Origin of the sequence: Sphingobacterium sp. ML3W, from assembly GCF_029542085.1 — a bacterium.
Taxonomy (GTDB): domain Bacteria; phylum Bacteroidota; class Bacteroidia; order Sphingobacteriales; family Sphingobacteriaceae; genus Sphingobacterium.
The window spans coordinates 5,216,380-5,236,151 of record NZ_CP107036.1 but is presented as its reverse complement, the minus strand read 5'-3'; the positions used below and the strand labels follow the sequence as shown (position 1 = coordinate 5,236,151).

At 40.4% G+C, this 19,772-nt stretch carries 17 protein-coding genes; 14 read left to right on the top strand and 3 right to left on the bottom strand.

What is annotated here, in order from left to right; all coding sequences use genetic code 11:
* Positions 1-121 precede the first annotated feature (121 nt).
* The 5 genes from uvrA to OGI71_RS22020 all read left to right on the top strand — a co-directional run bounded on the left by uvrA (position 122) and on the right by OGI71_RS22020 (position 7,665).
* A complete protein-coding gene (gene uvrA, locus OGI71_RS22040) occupies positions 122-2,965 on the top strand; it encodes an excinuclease ABC subunit UvrA (RefSeq protein WP_282251964.1) in 2,844 nt (947 codons plus the stop codon).
* Positions 2,966-3,095: 130 nt separating this feature from the next.
* On the top strand, positions 3,096-4,976 hold the full coding sequence (gene mutL, locus OGI71_RS22035; RefSeq protein WP_282251963.1) for a DNA mismatch repair endonuclease MutL: 1,881 nt from the start codon (positions 3,096-3,098) through the stop codon (positions 4,974-4,976).
* Positions 4,977-4,989: 13 nt separating this feature from the next.
* Positions 4,990-5,667 (top strand): rhomboid family intramembrane serine protease, encoded by a 678-nt coding sequence (locus tag OGI71_RS22030; RefSeq protein WP_282251962.1) that lies wholly within the window; start codon positions 4,990-4,992, stop codon positions 5,665-5,667.
* Positions 5,668-5,678: 11 nt separating this feature from the next.
* The gene (locus tag OGI71_RS22025; protein WP_282251961.1) at positions 5,679-6,557 is read left to right on the top strand and encodes a rhomboid family intramembrane serine protease; all 879 of its coding nucleotides are present in this window, start codon (positions 5,679-5,681) and stop codon (positions 6,555-6,557) included.
* Positions 6,502-7,665, top strand: coding sequence for an endonuclease/exonuclease/phosphatase family protein (locus OGI71_RS22020; protein ID WP_282251960.1), 1,164 nt, complete (start codon positions 6,502-6,504; stop codon positions 7,663-7,665). The genes OGI71_RS22025 and OGI71_RS22020 overlap by 56 nt, the downstream gene beginning before the upstream one ends.
* Here OGI71_RS22020 and OGI71_RS22015 read toward each other — a convergent pair.
* Positions 7,655-9,265, bottom strand: a complete 1,611-nt coding sequence (locus OGI71_RS22015; RefSeq protein ID WP_282251958.1) for a S41 family peptidase — start codon at positions 9,263-9,265, stop codon at positions 7,655-7,657. The genes OGI71_RS22020 and OGI71_RS22015 overlap by 11 nt on opposite strands.
* 256 nt (positions 9,266-9,521) lie before the next feature.
* Here OGI71_RS22015 and OGI71_RS22010 point away from each other — a divergent pair, with 256 nt between their 5' ends.
* From OGI71_RS22010 to OGI71_RS21990, 5 genes are all read left to right on the top strand, one after another.
* Complete coding sequence (locus OGI71_RS22010) at positions 9,522-10,091, top strand: hypothetical protein (protein ID WP_259179946.1); 570 nt, start codon at positions 9,522-9,524, stop codon at positions 10,089-10,091.
* Between the two features lie 289 nt (positions 10,092-10,380).
* Positions 10,381-11,778, top strand: coding sequence for a class II fumarate hydratase (gene fumC / locus OGI71_RS22005; RefSeq protein WP_120260260.1), 1,398 nt, complete (start codon positions 10,381-10,383; stop codon positions 11,776-11,778).
* 3 nt (positions 11,779-11,781) lie between these two features.
* Positions 11,782-12,312 carry a fumarate hydratase gene (locus tag OGI71_RS22000; protein ID WP_282251956.1) on the top strand — a complete coding sequence of 177 codons (531 nt, stop codon included), beginning with the start codon at positions 11,782-11,784 and terminating at the stop codon, positions 12,310-12,312.
* 216 nt (positions 12,313-12,528) lie between these two features.
* Positions 12,529-13,680 (top strand): MFS transporter, encoded by a 1,152-nt coding sequence (locus tag OGI71_RS21995; RefSeq protein ID WP_282251955.1) that lies wholly within the window; start codon positions 12,529-12,531, stop codon positions 13,678-13,680.
* A 20-nt stretch (positions 13,681-13,700) separates the two neighbouring features.
* The gene (locus OGI71_RS21990; RefSeq protein ID WP_282251954.1) at positions 13,701-14,702 is read left to right on the top strand and encodes an acyltransferase family protein; all 1,002 of its coding nucleotides are present in this window, start codon (positions 13,701-13,703) and stop codon (positions 14,700-14,702) included.
* Between the two features lie 18 nt (positions 14,703-14,720).
* Here the strand turns inward: OGI71_RS21990 and OGI71_RS21985 are convergent, their stop codons facing one another.
* Entirely contained in the window at positions 14,721-15,185 is a 465-nt protein-coding gene (locus OGI71_RS21985) for a copper resistance protein NlpE (RefSeq protein ID WP_282251953.1), read from the bottom strand.
* Between the two features lie 293 nt (positions 15,186-15,478).
* Positions 15,479-15,853 (bottom strand): DUF3127 domain-containing protein, encoded by a 375-nt coding sequence (locus tag OGI71_RS21980; protein WP_120260264.1) that lies wholly within the window; start codon positions 15,851-15,853, stop codon positions 15,479-15,481.
* A 77-nt stretch (positions 15,854-15,930) separates the two neighbouring features.
* On the opposite strand from OGI71_RS21980, the gene OGI71_RS21975 reads away from it, so the two are divergent.
* The 4 genes from OGI71_RS21975 (at position 15,931) to OGI71_RS21960 (ending at position 19,676) form a co-directional block, all read left to right on the top strand.
* Entirely contained in the window at positions 15,931-17,109 is a 1,179-nt protein-coding gene (locus tag OGI71_RS21975; protein WP_120260544.1) for a class I SAM-dependent RNA methyltransferase, read from the top strand.
* Positions 17,102-17,749: an HD domain-containing protein gene (locus OGI71_RS21970; RefSeq protein ID WP_223581695.1), complete on the top strand. Its 648-nt coding sequence runs from the start codon at positions 17,102-17,104 to the stop codon at positions 17,747-17,749. The genes OGI71_RS21975 and OGI71_RS21970 overlap by 8 nt, the downstream gene beginning before the upstream one ends.
* Before the next feature lie 110 nt (positions 17,750-17,859).
* Positions 17,860-18,627 carry a glycerophosphodiester phosphodiesterase family protein gene (locus tag OGI71_RS21965; protein WP_282251950.1) on the top strand — a complete coding sequence of 256 codons (768 nt, stop codon included), beginning with the start codon at positions 17,860-17,862 and terminating at the stop codon, positions 18,625-18,627.
* A 212-nt stretch (positions 18,628-18,839) separates the two neighbouring features.
* On the top strand, positions 18,840-19,676 hold the full coding sequence (locus OGI71_RS21960; protein ID WP_282251949.1) for an endonuclease/exonuclease/phosphatase family protein: 837 nt from the start codon (positions 18,840-18,842) through the stop codon (positions 19,674-19,676).
* Positions 19,677-19,772: the final 96 nt, after the last annotated feature.

Below are 19,772 nucleotides of genomic sequence, written 5' to 3'. Positions count from 1 at the left end.
CCGCATCACCTGTATATCACATTTTATTCCAAAAGTCAGATAGGCTCGCATAATTCCTTTAAAATCTGTAATTTTGCATGTTTTGCATTTTATCCCTTTACAAGGGTTTTAAGGAGTTTTCATGGCAGTAAAAAGAAGCCCAGATTTGGGCGAACAGAGTGAAGTTCAAGTATTTGGGGCGCGTGCGCACAATCTAAAAAATATAGATGTATCTTTTCCGAGAAACGAATTGGTCGTCATCACCGGTTTAAGTGGCAGTGGAAAGTCATCCCTGGCTTTTGACACCATTTATGCGGAGGGACAACGTCGGTACATGGAAACTTTTAGTGCCTATAGCCGTCAGTTTTTGGGGGGTATGGAGCGTCCGGATGTGGACAAGATATCGGGTTTGAGTCCTGTGATTTCCATTGAACAGAAAACAACGAGCAAAAATCCAAGGTCAACTGTAGGAACCATTACTGAAGTATACGACTTTATGCGTCTTTTGTTTGCCCGCGCAGGTGAAGCATTCTCCTATGTCACTGGCAAAAAAATGGAACGCATGTCTGACGATCAGGTGATCGACCGTATTTTGGATGAATTTGAAGGGCAAGCGTTAAATATCCTCGCTCCTGTCGTAAAAGGACGTAAAGGACATTATCGGGAGCTTTTTGAGCAAATTCGTAAACAGGGTTATGTCAAAGTGCGTGTAGATGGTGAAATACTGGACCTTGTCCCAAAAATGCAAGTAGACCGCTATAAAATTCACGATATTGAGATTGTTGTTGATCGTCTGAAAATAGAACGCGATGACAAAAAGCGGCTACAGACTTCGGTTATGCAGGCCATGAAAACAGCAAAAGGCATTATCAAAGTGTCTACCAAAGATAATCAGGAACAATTTTATAGCCGGTATCTGATGGATGCGGAGTCAGGGATCTCTTATGATGAACCCCAACCCAATACCTTCTCATTCAACTCACCTTATGGTGCCTGTCCGACATGTGATGGATTAGGTTATATCTTTGAGATTGACAAAAATGCTGTCATTCCTGACAAAAAACTCAGCATTCAAAAAGGGGGGCTGGCACCATTGGGGCCAACACGGGAGAACTGGACTTTTGAGGTACTTAAAGCAGTAGCCAAAAAATTGGATTTTGCAGTAACAACAGCACTGGAAAAACTGAGCGATGAGCAGATCGACCAACTTTTATTTGGTAATAAAGAAGAACCTATCGTCGTCACCGTATCCTATGGAAGTTATGGCACGCGTGAATATCGTGTGGAATTTGAAGGGATCTTCAAAATGCTCGAGGAATTTTCCGGAAAATCTTCTGATGAAGCACCTTCACTGGATGATTTCAGAACCAAAGTTACCTGTCCTACTTGCGAAGGAGCAAGGTTGAAGAAAGAATCGCTTCATTTTATGATCGCAGACAAGAATATTCATGAACTATCGACATTAGATATTTCTGCGTTGAAAGAATGGTTCGATCAGGTAGAGAGCAAACTGGATGAACGCCAGTTAGTCATTGCTACAGAAATACTTAAAGAAATAAGGGCTCGTTTGGGCTTTTTACTGGATGTAGGCTTGAATTACCTGACATTGGATCGTACAGCAAAAACCCTATCCGGTGGGGAAGCGCAACGGATTCGTTTAGCCACCCAGATTGGTTCGCAGTTGGTCAATGTGCTTTATATTCTGGATGAACCGAGCATCGGATTACATCAACGTGACAACGAACGTCTCATTAAGGCGCTCAAAAATTTACGTGATATTGGCAATTCGGTCTTGGTCGTTGAGCATGATAAGGATATGATCTTACATGCGGATTATGTGATTGATATGGGCCCGGCGGCGGGTGTTCATGGTGGTACAGTCGTTGCTGAAGGCCAACCCGACGAGATCTTAAAATCAGACTCTTTGACCGCAGCTTATCTTAATGGGAAAAAAGAGGTTAAGATCCCGGAGAAACGACGTGAAGGTAATAGCAAAACGCTGACCATTCATGGCGCTACTGGGCATAATCTGAAAAACCTGACTGTAACCTTTCCGCTCGGCAAATTGATCGTTGTATCGGGTGTTTCGGGCTCTGGTAAATCGAGTTTAATTACCGGTACATTGTACCCGATCTTAAATAAACATTTCTTTCGAGCGAAAGCGACTCCACTTCCTTTCAAAAAGATTGAGGGCTTGGAGCATATTGATAAAGTCATTGAAATTGATCAAAGTCCTATCGGCCGTACACCGCGTTCCAATCCTTCAACCTATACAGGTGTATTCTCCGATATTCGTACGCTCTTCGTTCAGCTTCCCGAAGCAAAAATCAGGGGGTATAAACCCGGTCGTTTTTCATTCAATGTCAAAGGTGGGCGTTGTGAAACCTGCCAGGGTGCAGGATTGAAGGTGATTGAGATGAATTTCCTTCCTGATGTACAGGTTCCTTGTGAAACATGTCACGGAAAGCGTTATAACCGAGAAACTTTGGAAGTGCGCTACAAAGGTAAATCTATTTCAGATGTACTCGATATGAGCATCAATGATGCTGTTGATTTCTTTGAAAACGTACCAAGTATTTACAGAAAAATCAAAACATTACAAGATGTAGGTTTAGGTTATATTACCTTGGGTCAATCTTCTACAACCTTATCTGGAGGAGAGGCACAGCGGGTGAAACTTGCCACAGAACTTTCCAAGAAAGATACCGGAAACACATTTTACATCCTCGACGAACCAACAACAGGGCTTCATTTTGAAGACGTCAATGTACTCATGGGTGTGATCAACCGACTGGTGGACCGTGGAAATACGGTATTGATTATCGAACACAACCTTGATGTTGTCAAATCCGCGGACTGGGTGGTTGATATCGGTCCTGAGGGAGGGAAAGAAGGTGGTCAAGTATTATTTGAAGGAACACCAGAAAATTTAATTAAAAACAAGAAAAGCGAAACCGCACGTTTCCTAAAACTGGAGATGTCATAACAGCGGATAGCCCATTTTTTTAAAGACAGGCACAAGGCTTCGACGGTTTTAGAGGCCATCTGGAATATCCGGTTGATTTTCATTTGTGTTTGTGCTTTCTAAATATGGATATTTCGTAACTTTGTATTATATGTCGGATATTATTCAATTACTTCCAGATAATGTTGCTAATCAGATTGCGGCGGGAGAAGTGGTGCAGCGACCAGCGTCTGCCATTAAAGAATTGATTGAGAATGCCATTGATGCTGGAGCTGACAAAATAAAACTTATTGTTAAAGACGCGGGCAAATCGTTGATCCAAGTCATTGACAATGGCTGTGGCATGAGCGTAACAGATGCTCGCCTTTGCTTTGAACGTCATGCGACGTCAAAGATCCGGAAAGCTGAAGATTTATTTGCTATTCGCACCATGGGTTTCCGTGGAGAAGCGATGGCGTCCATCGCTGCGATAGCACAAGTAGAACTAAAAACTCGCCGTATCGAAGATGAACTTGGTACGGTGGTCGAAATAGAAGGATCAAAAGTTGTCAATCAATATCCAGAAGCTGTTGCTGCTGGAACAAATATTTTAGTCAAAAATCTTTTTTACAATATTCCTGCCCGCAGGAACTTCTTAAAGAGTAATTCTGTTGAAATGCGCCATATCATTGACGAATTTCAGCGTATTTCATTATCTAATCCACAGATTTTCCTTTCACTACATAGTGATGGAAATGAAATATATCATCTCCCTGCCGAGACACTGAAACAACGGATTGTCCATATCTTCGGAAACAACTACAACCAACGACTGGTTCCTGTGGAAGAGGATACATCCATTATTAAAGTGGAAGGTTTTGTCGGAAAACCTGAATTTGCGAAGAAAACACGTGGCGAACAGTTTTTCTTTGTCAACAGGCGATTTGTCCGTGACCCTTATCTGCACCATGCGGTTATGAATGCGTACGAGGATATTATGCAAGCGGAAACTTTTCCGTTTTATGTCCTATTTATCGATATAGATCCTGCTCGTATTGATATCAATGTACACCCAACAAAGACCGAAATCAAATATGAGGATGACAAGGCAATTTATGCCATCATCCGATCAGCGGTGAAAAGGTCATTGGGACGCTATAATATCATGCCTTCTTTGGATTTTGAACAGGAGACAAGCTTCACCAATCTGATCACAAAGAAATCATTGGACGAAATTATTGCGCCAACAGTCACCTTTAATCCAGATTTTAATCCTTTTGACACGGACAAGTCCAAATCATCCTATTCCAGATCGGATAGTTATGCGGAAGGTTTTGCAAAAAAAACAGGGGGAATACCAAGCAATTGGGATTCATTGTACGAAATCGTCGAAAAGGAGGAGTCTGTACAGCTTCCTTTGCATACTAGTTCAGAATTGAAGACGGACCTCCCACAGGCCATCCAAGTGGAAGATAAAACTTCCTCTAAATTATTTTTTCAGCTGCACAACAAGTATATTGTTTCACAGATTCATTCTGGCTTTATTCTTATTGACCAACAAGCTGCTCACGAACGTATTTTATTTGAACAGTTTCTGGAGCAGCTCGATCAGCATAAAGGCTTAAGCCAACAAAGCTTATTCCCACAGACAATAGACCTCAACCCTGCGGATAATGAGCTGATGAAAGACTTATTGGACGACATCAATGGTCTAGGTTTTCAAATTCGTGAATTTGGAAAAAATTCCTATATTATTGACGGAATTCCAGCAGACTTGGGAACAGGCTTTGATGAGATCAAAATGATTGAAAAAATATTGGAAGATTATAAAAATAATCAATCCGAATACAAGCTAGCTAAGCGCGAGAATCTAGCAAAAAGCCTTGCTCGTAATGCTGCGATCAAACCAGGCACACAGCTTGACAACACCGCTATGGCAGAATTGGTCGACAAGCTCTTTGCTTGTCAATCACCGAATATCTCCATCTATGGCAACCCTGTTATCGTAACATTTACATTGCAGGAATTAGCAGAAAAATTTGGTAAAAACTAGAAGATAGAACTATATGTTTCAACAATTGACACCCGTTATCAAGAATTTACTGATCGTAAATATTGTATTCTTTTTAGGATCACAATTTGTGCCCATTGCTTATAATTATCTTCCGGTTTTCTACCCGGATTCACCTTATTTTAAAATATGGCAGATAATTACGCATATGTTTATGCATGCCGACCTCGGCCATATTTTCTTCAATATGTTTTCTTTGGTCATCTTTGGTCCGATGATCGAGCAAGTACTTGGTCCTAAACGTTTTTTGAATTTCTATCTGATTTCTGGTATCGGCGCATGGCTATTGCAAATGGGTGTTCAGGGCTTTGAAATATTTAATGCAACAGGGAGTTTCTTCCCTTTGCACCAAAGTTTGGACATGTCTACACTAAACACATCTAATCCAGGTTTGGTACAAGAAGTCTATACTTCACGTATGCTGGGTGCTTCCGGTGCCGTATATGGTGTATTGCTTGCTTTTGCTTACCTTTTTCCAAACATACCGCTTCAATTTTTGTTTATTCCTGTACCAGTCAAAGCCAAATATATGATCGGAGGATTTATTTTGATCGAGATCTATATGAGCTTATCTAGACCAGGAGATTCGGTAGCCCATCTAGCACACGTTGGTGGTGCACTGTTTGGTTACTTGCTGCTCAAATTGTGGAAGATTAGAAAGGGAATTTATTAATTGCGCGCGTCATGAATAGCATTGGTTTAAAAGATTTTTGGAGACAAACGTATAAAACAGGTTCGCCGATTCCGGTTGTGATCAGTATTCAGGTATGTTTATTTGTCCTCATTTATTTTTTGGACCTGCTCTTTGAGCTGAAATTCATCTCTCAAAGTTTCCTACAGCCTATTGTCAAGCAATTGAGTTTGCCAAGCAGTTTTTCGGTTTTCTTAGCACAACCTTGGTCCGTGATTTCGTCCAATTTTGTCTATGTTCAGCTTTTAAATTTAATCTTTGACAGCCTATGGCTGTATTGGGTAGGCCAGATATTCTTCACATTCCTAAACAAGAGGCAGTTTTTCTTTGTCTACATTGCCTCATGGCTCTTGAGTAGTACCCTCTATGTGGGTTTTGGCACACTTATTCCTCCGCCGACAGATCTGCATTTAATGGGGGGAGCACATCCATTGGCCGCGGTACTTGCAGCAATTGTCACTTTAGTTCCGAACTATGAATTGCGGCTATTATTGTTTGGTACTGTTAAATTAAAAATAGTAGCCATCGTCTATTTTGCATTGGAATTTTTATTCTTTGCCATTGGCAACAGACCCGCCGCAGTCTCTTATTTTGCTGTCGTTCTCTTCGGAATGGCTTTTACCTATGCCCTAAGATCAGGAATGGACTGGTCAACACTTTTTCAGAAAAAACAAAAAAAGCCTGCAAAAATGAAAGTTGTTGTAGGCAATCATATACCGACAAATCGGAAACATCGTTATGACTTACCAAATCAGGATGAAATTGATGCTATCCTAGACAAGATTTCAGTATCTGGTTATGAAAGTCTGACACACCATGAAAAAGAAACGCTCTTTAGGGCAAGCAATAGTGGCGATAAGGTTGATGGATAGAAGGACATTTTTAAGAAGAAAACTGGGATTTATAAGCAAAACAATGTTCCTGGCAAATATGCTTGCGATCATTGCATTGCTCATGAGTTACTCGGCAACCTTCATCAATCCGAAATCTTTTTGGCCCATTGCATTTATGGGACTGGGCTACCTCCCGATTCTGCTTGTCAACATTGGTTTTATCTGTTACTGGTTATTGCGCAAACGAAAGGTTGCCCTCTACTCTTTGGCAGCAATCTTATTGGGTTGGCCCTTTCTAACCAAACATTGGAATATCCGCAAAGAAAACCCACCTGTCCCTTCTGAAACACGGACATTACGCATCATGACTTTCAATGCCCATTTGTTCAAAAAAGTTGATGAAGAAAAAAAGAACTTTAAAGCCGACGTTGTCCGCATCATTGATAGCATCTCCCCTGATGTCATTTGCTTTCAGGAGTATATCAGTAAAATCAAAGGGAAACATGTCTTCTCCGAAGAGTTTAAGGACAAATTGGGTTACGATTATTTCTTCTTTGAACCGAGTTCCAAAAATGATTACGAGGCCTATGGCATGGCTGTTTTATCCCGTTTTCCCATCTACGATTCGGGCACTATTCGTGACAACGACTATGGCATCAACAGAATATGCTATGTGGACATCAAAAAGCAGGACACCTTGGTGCGTATCTATAATATCCACCTGCGATCCTTTGCTCTGCAGAACGAAGACAAGGAATTTATTCAAAATCTGTCCAACAAGACTGAAACAGATAATAGGGCAACTCGCCGGTTGAGCCGAAAGCTAAAAAATGCATTTGAACTCCGCAGTGAACAGGCTCATTCGCTGAAAAAACACATGAATGACTGTCAATATCCTTATATTGCTGTTGGTGATTTTAATGATACGCCTATGAGTTATTCGGTGAATCTAATTGGAGATGGCATGTACAATGCCTTTAAGGAGAAAGGAAACGGATGGGGGGTCACCCACCATGCGCTTTTGCCGATTTTTCAGATTGACTATATCTTTGCCAGTCCAAAATTTCAGGTTATGAATTATCAGGTTGTCAAACAAAAGCTGTCCGACCACTACCCAGTATGGTCAGATTTACGACTTAAACCTTAGGCATCTGATAGCCCAACGATTTGAGGCCTATTTCGATAAATTTATCCCTTCTATTTTTTATTTTATAATAAGCTTCTCGTCCAAAATAATACCTTCCGACCAAAGCTTCAATATCCGACTGAATCAGATCATGCAGGTTTTTTGCTTCATTTGCATTCACCGGAATCTGCTTTTGTGTATTCAGAAATGAAATAAAAAGATCAAACTCTGCCGCAGGTAAATGGTAACCACTGATAAAGTTTTCAATGGAATATGCCGGTAGATGTTTGGTGAACCGGTCATACACAAATTCTTCGATTGAATTGGAATGGTAGATCTCCCGATACTTCGCGCTTGTTTCGTTGGTATCAATTGGGATATTCACATCCGGCAAAATTCCACCACCACCAAAAACCAGTTTACCTTTGCTTGTTGTAAACATTTCCTTTTGACGAAATTCGGTATCAAGCGTCCAGAGATCAAAACCTGTCATATATTTTGCCGCATCAAAGTTTGCTCGGCTATATTTACGTTGAATACATCTTCCAAGTGGGGTATAATAACGTGCAACAGTCAAATTCACTGCAGATCCATCGGAGAAATCAAATTGCTCCTGGACCAGTCCTTTTCCATAGGATCGCCTTCCAACGACGGTAGCCCGATCTAAATCCTGTAAGGCACCACTCAGAATCTCACTCGCTGATGCTGTGCTTTCGTTGATCAATATGACCACACGACCATCACCAAACTCGCCCGGTTTCTCTGAATAATAATCCTGACGTTGTTCATTAGCTCCTTCGGTATACATCAACAGTCTCTTTTCTTTAAAAAACTGTCCCGCCAGATCTATTGCAGTATGCACAAATCCGCCACCGTTATTTCGTAGATCTAAGATGAGATCCTGCGCACCGCTTTTTCGCAGATCAATCAGCGACTGTTTAAATTCGTCTGAGGTCTTATGTCCAAAGCGACGGATTTTGATGTAAGCAGTCTTAGGAGCGATCATATAAGATGCATCCAGGCTGGTTACGTTTACTTGGTCACGGATGACTTTCAGCGGATTAACGAGTGTCTGTCCATTCCGTTGGATCGAAATAAGTACAGCAGTTCCCTTCTTTCCACGAATCAATTTTTCAATTTCTGCCTCAGGCACTTTTTTCCCTGCAAGATCTTTGTTCCCGATTTTTAGAATACGATCACCGATCCGCATGCCGCTTTTCTCCGCAGGTCCTGCAGAAACCATTCCTACGACAAGCAGCGTATCCTTTAAACGAAAATATTCCACCCCTATTCCATCAAAGGACCCTTCCAGAGTTTCCTGCTTAGCGAGCACCTGATTAGGTCGTAAAAAAGTGGAGAATGGATCAAGGCGAGAAACAACGTGTTCAATGGCTTCATCTTGCACAGTGTCAACGCTAATATTGTCAACGTAATTTTCAGAGATCAGCTGGACCAGGTATTGCAATTTGTCCGAATTTCCATTGGAGCCTAAACTTGAAAAGGTTGTTTTCTGGTTACTACCTTGTTCTTCGGCATAATTCTGTCCCAACAGCAAGCCAAGAAGCAATACTGCAGCATATGTAGCGGCTACAAAAATATTTCGCTTAATACTCTTTTGCATTGGAAAAACCCAGTGTTTATAAAAAGATAAACCGAGCCTGTGCGCTCATGAAATTACGTCTCAAAAGTAACAAGTTTATTCGGTTTAATCTGTAAACAGCCGTATAATTTTACATTAAAAACAAAAAATTGTCGCTGACTGTTTACGTCCAGAAGTTCTGCTCACTCGCTTTGACAGAAAACACGAAATAGCGGCAATGAAACTTGCAAATAAGCACAAATTTATCTTAGTTTGAATTTGGAAAGGAATTTAATATATGCACGAAATCGAACCTTATTACAATTGGCGCGACTATTATATCGCTGCCGAGGACGAACAATCACCATTTTATGGCACAGTATACAGCGAATTCGATTTCGACAAACAGATCTATAACTTTTTACTGCATCCACAATGGGATGAATTCGGTTCGCTGACGCTGTATCTAAAGGTATTATTTGTCGATTATGAAAAACAATACTGTATTATTGAGTTGATCGGTGAATGGAATGATGCTATATACAATGATATCATGTTACTGAAAAGAGAGCTTATAGATGTCATGATCAGTCAGGGTATAAAATATTTTATCCTCATTGGAGAGAATGTATTGAATTTCCATGCTTCCGATGACTCCTATTATGAAGAATGGTTCCAAGATATCGACGATGGCTGGATTGCAGGCGTAGGCTTCCGTGACCATGTCATTGAAGAGTTTCAACAACAGAATATTGATTATTATATCAATTTTGGCGGTGCACTCAATGAACTGTCTTGGCGTGCACTAAAACCAAAGCAGGTATTTCATCATGTGAATGAATTCCTGACCAAGCGCCTTGGCTTTTGAGTAGAGAGTATTGAGTATTTAGTAATGAGTATTTAGATTTTGGTTATACAAGACGATGGTTTACTAACGGTTTCCATTATTTTATTATTAGCTTTTAATTTTTATTTCTCAGCTGTGAGAAGTAAAATCTTGGTTATACAAGACGATGGCTTACTAATTGTTTCAATTTTTGATTTTTACCTTTTAATTTTTACTTTTTACTGTATTATCCGTTAACTTTGTGATCGATGTGTTTTGTGCTTTTGCACAGATACTGATTAATTTTTACGTTTTATTTATACAAAACAATATGTCATTCAGAATTGAAAAAGATACGATGGGTGAAGTTCAAGTACCTGCAGATAAATACTGGGGTGCACAAACAGAACGTTCACGCAACAACTTCAAAATCGGACCGGCAGCTTCTATGCCACATGAGATCGTTGCAGGTTTTGCTTACTTGAAAAAAGCAGCAGCGTATGCAAACCACGAATTAGGTGTATTACCTGTTGAAAAACGTGATGCCATTGCCGCTGTATGTGATGAGATCCTAGCGGGTAAACTAGACGATCAATTTCCATTGGTCATCTGGCAAACTGGTTCGGGAACACAATCCAACATGAATGTAAATGAAGTTGTGGCAAATCGTGCCCAAGTATTGGCTGGACATAAGATTGGCGAAGGAGAACCTGTATTAAAAGCTAATGATGATGTAAACAAATCACAGTCATCAAATGATACGTTCCCTACTGGAATGCATATTGCAGCTTATAAAGCTGTTGCCGAAGTAACTATTCCAGGTGTTGAAAAACTACGTGATACGCTAGCTAAAAAAGCTGAAGAGTTCAAGAATGTTGTTAAAATCGGTCGTACACACTTAATGGATGCGACACCATTGACATTAGGTCAGGAGATTTCTGGCTATGTGGCACAATTAAACCATGGTCTAAAAGCACTAAGAAATACACTTTCACATCTATCTGAGGTAGCACTTGGCGGCACTGCTGTAGGGACTGGTTTAAACACACCTACTGGTTATGATGTTGTTGTTGCAAAATACATCGCTGAATTTACAGGTCTTCCATTTGTTACTGCGGAGAACAAATTTGAAGCTTTGGCAGCACACGATGCCATCGTAGAGACACATGGTGCATTGAAACAATTGGCTGTTGCATTGAATAAAATTGCCAACGACATCCGTATGTTAGCTTCTGGTCCTCGTTCAGGTATTGGTGAAATCCTTATTCCAGAAAACGAACCGGGATCATCTATTATGCCAGGTAAAGTGAATCCTACACAATGTGAAGCGTTAACAATGGTCGCTGCCCAAGTTATGGGGAACGATGTTGCTATCACCATTGGTGGTACACAAGGACATTATGAGTTGAATGTATTTAAACCATTGATGGCAGCTAATTTCTTACAGTCTGCACGTTTATTGGGTGATGCTTGTATTTCTTTTGAGGAGCACTGTGCCGCAGGTATAGAGCCTAACTACAAACGCATCAAAGAATTGGTTGACAACTCATTGATGTTGGTAACTGCGTTAAACACGAAAATTGGTTATTACAAAGCTGCTGAAATTGCACAAACGGCGCATAAAAACGGAACTACACTTAAAGAAGAAGCAGTACGTTTGGGTTATGTGACTCCGGAAGATTTTGATGCTTGGGTAAAACCTGAAGAAATGGTTGGAAGTTTAAAATAAGCTGTGGCAATAATTTCAATAAAAAATATATCATCAAAAACATACCTACTGGCTCTTGCCATAGGTATGTTTTTCTTTTTTACCGCCTGCAAATTTAATTCAGATATGCAGGGTGAAGGAGCTTCGTTTTTACAGGGCGAGTGGGTACAGGATAGTATTCCGGGACAGCAGCAGATGATGCAGTATACATTGACTGAATTTAAGTTTACCTGTGATTCGGTTTATGCGACAATGCATGTGAACAACAAAGTACAGACTATCCCTGATAGTTGTTATAAAAACGGTTCCTGGACAGAGCATGCCAAAGGTATTTATGTGCTGCGTGGTGATTCGGTTATCGTAGACGGAATATACACCAAAGAAAATGGCAAGCAAAAGATATCAGGTTGTTATCTTTCGGGTCAATATATCCCACGTTTTAAAGTTGTCTATCATTCTGCGGACTCCGTTGTACTAGAGAGTCGATTTGACCAACGTCCTATTGTCCTTAGAAAGACCAAAGATATTACCTGCGTGCCTAAAAAGAGATATTAGTATTTAGACTTTACTTGTTCAAGCCAGCGGCTTATGAGCACTGTCTTTAATACTTGCTCCTCAATCTTTGTTCTCTATGCAATCCTTTGGTGATCTACTTCAACCTTATCTTGATCGATTGGCTCGTCCAAAGGGATTATGACATCGATGCATAAATCAACATGTAATAACCCGTTTTTTATTTTTACTTTTGACTATCAACTTCCAACCATCCATATGAACAAAGGAATTATTGCCTTAGCTTTTGGGGGACTTGCCATCGGGATGACCGAATTTACGATGATGGGTATTCTACCTGATATTGCTAAGGATCTGCATATCGAAATCCCTACTGCGGCTCACCTTATTGCCCTGTATGCGCTCGGTGTAGTTGTAGGTGCTCCTACGTTAGTCTTATTCACGGGTAAATATCCTCCAAAAAAGGTTTTACTCTTTTTGATGTTACTATTTTTTATTTTCAATGGCTTATTCAGTATTGCACCTGGACAGTTTTTGATCAGTCTTTCGCGTTTTATGGCTGGGCTTCCACACGGAGCATTCTTTGGCGTAGGATCTGTTGTTGCAGCCAAGCTTGCACCGAAAGGCAAAGAGGCTCAGGCCATCTCGATCATGTTTACGGGCATGACTATTGCGAACCTCGCCGGAGTCCCATTAGGAACCTATCTTGGCCATCATTATTCCTGGCGACTAACTTACGGCATTATCAGTATACTGGGACTGGTTACCTTTGCAGCAATATATGCCTGGATGCCGAAAATTGAGGCTTCCAAAGGAAATAATATATTCAATCAGCTCAGCTTTTTCAACAAAAAGATTGCTTGGTTATTAATGGCGATTATTGCTATCGGCACAGGTGGGTTGTTTGCCTGGATCAGTTATATTGCTCCCTTAGCAACTAAAGTTTCTGGCGTTCCAGCTGACCGGGTACCCCTGATTATGATTTTGATAGGTGTTGGTATGTTTTTCGGAAATCTGATCGGCGGGAAATTGGCAGACACCATTTCACCAACAAAAGCAGCTATCGCGAGTTTCTCGGCTATGGCGCTCTGTTTGGTCATGGTCTATTTTGTTTCGCCGCTAGGCTGGACAGCGTATCCCTTGGCTTTTATTACTGGCTTGGTTTCTTTTACTATCGGTTCACCAACCCAGCTGATGTTGATCCGGGCTTCGAAAGATTCCGCAACATTAGCCGCAGCAGGCGGACAGGCTGCTTTTAATCTCGGCAATACACTTGGTGCATTTTTAGGGGGCATTCCCATCACCATGGGATTAGCCTACAATACCCCTTCCCTAGTAGGTGTAGGTATGGCAAGCATCGGCGCTTTGTTGGCCTTGATGTACCTCAAGGTCTATGACAATAAACGTTAACACATAAAAAAACGATTCCAATGGCCCGAAGTAGTTATATCAGTGTATTGCGTATCATAGCAATTTTTTTGATTATTCTAATCCACTCCTCTTCGGGCTATTTAAATAGTAATGATTTTGATTCTTTTGATTGGGATTATGCCAATTGGATCAACAGCTTTTCACGCTTTGCAGTCCCACTTTTTGTCATCATTTCCGGTGCATTACTTTTGCAAAGAGATGAGGATACAGCCACATTCTACAAAAAGCGTCTGTCTAAAATTATTCCGCCATTTGTCTTTTGGACCATCGTCTACCTGATCTATTATTTTATCCGTTATATTGATTTTGAGTATGTTGGTTTTCCACAAGTTATCAACATTATGTTAATTCGCTTAAAATCAGGAAGCAACGCACATCTATGGTACCTTTACATGCTTATCGGGCTCTATCTAGCAATACCTTTTTTGCGAAAAATGATCCGGAACTGTTCAAAAAGAGAGATTGAGATTTTCTTATGCCTGTGGTTTGCTTCACTGTTTTTCAGCAACAAATGGTTTAATGCATATCTTCCGAATTTTGACCTAACTTTCTTTACGGGCTACATGGGTTATCTCGTCTTAGGTTACTATCTCTACAATCATCCACTCCCCCAGTTAAGATGGTCTAGCCTCCCCTTCTTTATAGGTTGTTGTCTGATTACGGGTTGGGGGACTTATTATCTCAGTCTGGAAAAAGGCGAATTTGACCCTACATTGTATAATTATCTTTCACCCAATATTGCATTAAGTGCAGGCTTATTATTTGTATTTATTCAATGTCTAAAACTCCCAGAACGGTTGAATGCATTCTGGGAATTCATCGACATCCATAGTTTTGGCATCTATCTAAGCCATATCTTGTTTTTGAATTATATTCATCCACTGCTACCATTATCGACACTTTGGAAAATACCGGTAGCAGCAATTCTCACCTTACTTTCCAGTGCTTTACTGACGTATTGCTTGCGGAAGATCCCATTTGGGAAATATGTGAGTGGTTAATTCGATTTGATCCAGCTATTATTTTTCGCCTTCGACCTTATTGTAAATATAGCGATCCGCATTGGGACCATCGATCTCTTTGCCTTCCTGATCCAGTCCGATCAGTCTATTTTCACCTACCTTTAATTTCATATTCGTTTCTTTACCTGTCAGGTGTACAACAGAACCATTGTCATGCCACATGACTTTACCTGAATCTTCAACTTTGGTGTTCTTATTGATATATTCACTTACAATAGAGAAAGTATTGTCATTTTTTAAGGTAATATTCGTTTTGATACCTTCACAATCCGCACAGGGAATGGTTGCTTCATATTTACCGGGCCAGTCCAACGAATTTTGAGATGTATGGACGGTATCCGCTGTCATCGTTGTATGATCGGACGAATCTGTTGCTACCACCTGTTGATTTTCCCTTTTTGCTTGATTACATGCGCTTAAAGAAAGTGCTGCCAGGCAAATAAATAATACTGATGATTTCATAATCTGTTGTCTTGATTTAAATATACCCGGTATCAAGCAATTTCGGCGCCAAGAAAATAACTTATGTAATTCAAAAAATTGCACTCCGTAAAATAACGAGAGGTATCAAAAGCGTACTGCGAAGCAGCTGGGTATCGAATAAGGGCGAGCAGACCGAGTCGGAATGTGCGCAAAATAAAAAGGACTGTCCAAACTGGGCAGTCCAATCTATATGATATACTGTAAGGCAAAATACGACACACAATGCATGTATAGTAGGTTATGCCGACAGGATTTGAATGTCTTATTTCAGACTAGAATGGCAAATCATCATCATCTGATGAACCAGACAAATCTACAGGAGCAGGCATATCAGCATAACCTGGAGTAGATGGTGCTGGAGCAGCATTTCCTAGTTTTGTTACACGCCATGCAACCAATGAATTGAAATATGTCGTTACGCCATCTTTATTTGTCCAAGGACGACCACGAAGATTAAAAGATACCTCTACCTCTTCGCCAATAGCTAGGTTATCAAAAATTGAAGTTCTGTCTTGTGTTGATTCAAAACGGATATACTCAACAAATTGTGGGTTTTCGGCATAAGCTACAATCATATCACGTTTTTTGAATGATTCTGTCACTTGTTGTGTCGCTCCTATCTCGTGTACTTTTCCTCTAATTTCCATAATCAAAAAAATAAATATTAAAGCGTAAAATTAAGCAATTTTTGAGGAAGAGTTTAATTAACTTTGTACAAAATATGATGGAAGTTTTCAACACCCCCAATAAAGTTATCATTACGTGCAATAAACGCTTATCGCCGTATTTGCAACAGGAAGTTAAAGAGTTAGGTTTTGACATCGTCAGAGCATTTCCTACTGGAGTCGAATTGAAAGTCAGCGTAAATGATACGATCAAGCTCAATCTGAACTTGCGTACCGCCTCGCAGATTCTATATTCGTTAAAGGAATTTTCAGCGAACAATCCTACTGAGCTTTATGAAGAGCTGAGCACGATTGCTTGGGAAGAGCTCATTCAATTCGATGGTTATTTCTCTGTGAGTTCCAATGTGGACAATGAAACAATTAGTACGCCTTTATTTGCGAATGTCAAAGTAAAAGATGCGATTGTAGATCGTATTAAAGATAAAAAAGGTATGCGTCCGAATTCAGGGCCGGAAAACAACAAAGCTGTGGTTCACCTCTATTGGAAGGATGACCGTGCTGAAATTTTCATTGACACCTCTGGAGAAACGCTAGCCAAACATGGTTACCGTAAGATTCCGGGCAAGGCACCCATGCTGGAAGCCTTAGCAGCCTCAACAATTATTGCATCAAAATGGGATGGCGAATCCGCCTTTGTCAATCCGATGTGTGGATCGGGAACATTGGCCATTGAAGCAGCATTGATTGCAACCAATAGAAAACCAGGACTACTGCGTATGAATTATTCATTCATGCATTTCATCGGTTACGATGAAACTGTTTTCTTCCAGGAACGTCGCCTGTTAAAAGATCAGATCAATAAAAAAGCAGCTCCTCAAATTATTGCTACGGATATCTCCGAAGAAGCAATAAATGTTTCCAAGATGAATGCCCGCACTGCTGGAGTGGAACAATTAATTTCATTTGAAGTATGCGATTTTGCGGAAACGCACGTTCCTAAAGAAGGAGGTGTCATCTTATTCAATCCAGAATACGGTGAACGTTTAGGTACGCATACCAAGTTGGAGATTACCTACAAACGTATGGGTGATTTTATGAAACAGGAATGCAAAGGTTATAGAGGCTATATATTTACCGGAAATCCGGATCTTGCAAAGAAAATTGGACTCCGTGCGTCCAGACGTATAGAATTTTATAACGGTAAATTAGATTGTAGATTATTAGAATACGAATTATACGAGGGTACTCGCGAAAAAACAAAAGTATTGTATGAATAACATTATTGAACGCACAGTCGCATTTGTGCAAGATCGTTTGAAATTTGCAGAAGCAGGCCATGATTGGTCGCATATTCAACGCGTATGGAACAATACGAAGTTAATTTTAGAAGATGAAGAAGCTGATGTCATGGTCTGCGAATTAGCAGCGCTCCTGCATGACATTGCGGACAGCAAATTCCATGACGGTGACGAAACAATTGGCCCTCGTGTTGCCGGAGAGTTTTTGGCAAGTCTAGAAATTTCTCCTGAAATCATTGACCATGTCAAAAAAATCATCTTTAACATGTCTTTCAAAGCAAGTTTGGGTGAAGTTTCTTTCCATTCCAAAGAGATGGAAATTGTACAGGATGCCGATCGTTTGGACGCCATCGGTGCAATAGGTATTGCGCGTGCATTTAGTTTCGGCGGAAATAAAGGCCGTGAAATGTACAACCCCAACATTCCGGTACAGGAATATAAAGATAAAGAAGCTTACAAACATTCTGAAGCTCCGACAATCAACCACTTCTATGAGAAGCTGCTGTTGTTGAAAGATAAAATGAATACACAGGCCGCAAAAAGAATTGCGGAACACCGTCACCAATATATGCTTGGATTCTTAGACGAGTTCATGGCAGAATGGAATGGTAAAAAATAAATTACAGTTAACAATAACTAAACATAAAAGTGGTACTTTAGATCTTGTGAATCAGGATAAAAAGTACCACTTTTTTTATACTGTAAAAATCAGCTTTCAAACTAACACATATGAAAAAACACATTTTTAGCTGTCTGACGTTGGCTATGGTCATTTCATCGGCAACACTATTTGCACAGACCAAAGCAATTGCACATCGTGGCGTGTGGAAAAACAGCCATCTTCCTCAAAATTCCATCGCTTCTTTAAAAGCCGCACATGAACTTAAACTCTTTGGATCTGAGTTTGATGTACACCTCACCAAAGACAATATACTTGTCGTCAACCACGACAATGATTTCTACGGTATTGACATCGCAACAGCAACATACACAGAACTCCTGGCAAAAAAACACCCGAATGGGGAATCTATCCCAACATTGGAAGAGTATATCAAAGCAGGAAAAAAATTAAAGGGCTTACGTCTGATCCTGGAGTTAAAAACCAACAAACTGGGTGTAGAACGGACACTGGAGGCAGCTACAAAGTCCGTTGAAATGGTAAAAACTCTAAAAGCAGAGAAAATAACAGATTATATCGCATTCAGTTTTGAGGCATGTCAAAAGATTCATGAGCTCGCTCCAAAAGCAAATATCCAATACCTTAATGGGGATAAATCACCTGCTGATGTGAATGCTGCAGGAATCAATGGCCTAGACTACCATTTTTCGGTCTTCAAAAAGAATGCAAGTTGGCTACAGGAAGCCCATCAATTGGGTATGAAAGTGAATGCCTGGACAGTCAATACAGAAGAAGAAATGAGCAATCTCATTGGACAAAAGATCGATTTCATCACAACGGATGAACCCGAGCTCTTGCTTCAAGTATTGAAAAAATAATTAAATAAATAACAAAAACGGAATACTGCACATCTTTATATTAATGAGGTAACTATTCCTAAACTAATTATTCAAATGAAACCATCATGATTTATTCGATCACACTAGGGATTGAATAACCGAGTAAAGCGAGCTCATGAATGCCGCTTAAAACATGTACTCGATGAATAAATCTGATAGCTTCATCACAACTGAAGAACAAAATAATATAGATGAAAAAATACTTTATTCTCGCAGCAGCATTATGCTTTTCGTATATCTCCTATGCGCAAGATTTCATTGCAGCTACATACAATATTAGACAAAGAAATACTGTAGATACTGGTAATATGTGGGTTGACCGCAAAGTGCCTTTGACCAATCTGATTAAGTATCATGGTTTTGATATATTCGGTGTTCAGGAAGCCTTTCATGATCAGGTTCAGGATCTAAAAACATTGCTTCCGGGATTCGACTATGTCGGTGTGGGGCGTGATGACGGCGCACAGGAAGGTGAACACTCTGCAATTTATTACAACACCAATCGGTTCAAAGCCATAAAAAGTGGTACATTCTGGCTTTCTGCAACAGATACCGAACATCCGAACAAGGGTTGGGATGCGGCCTTACCACGTATCTGTACCTGGGGAATTTTTGAAGACAAAGCCAATAAAAAGCGCTTTATCTTTATGAATACCCATTTTGACCATATCGGACGTACAGCCCGCACGGAAAGTGCAAAATTGATCCTGGCCAAGGCAAAAGAATTTGCGAAGGATCTTCCGCTGATCTTAACAGGCGACTTCAATGTAGACGAAAAAGATGAGGCCTATTTTACACTTGCCAAGAGCAATATCGTCACAGATGTACATGAAGTATCTCCGCTTAAATATGAGCCCAACTCTTCTTTTAATGGTTGGGGAAAGAGCCTAAGAGCCTCTGGTCGGATTGACCATATCTTTATCACCAAACCTTTTCAGGCGAAGAAATATGGTATTTTGACAGATACTTACCTGAGTAAGTTTCCTTCTGACCACTTCCCTGTTGTGACGACACTTTCGTGGAAATAGGCCGGCAGGGACTGCTGTGACAATTTAGGATCTTCGTTGCAGTGGGGTTGTGGCGCATCTGCTACGGATACGGACAATTTCATGGAAAGAACAGCC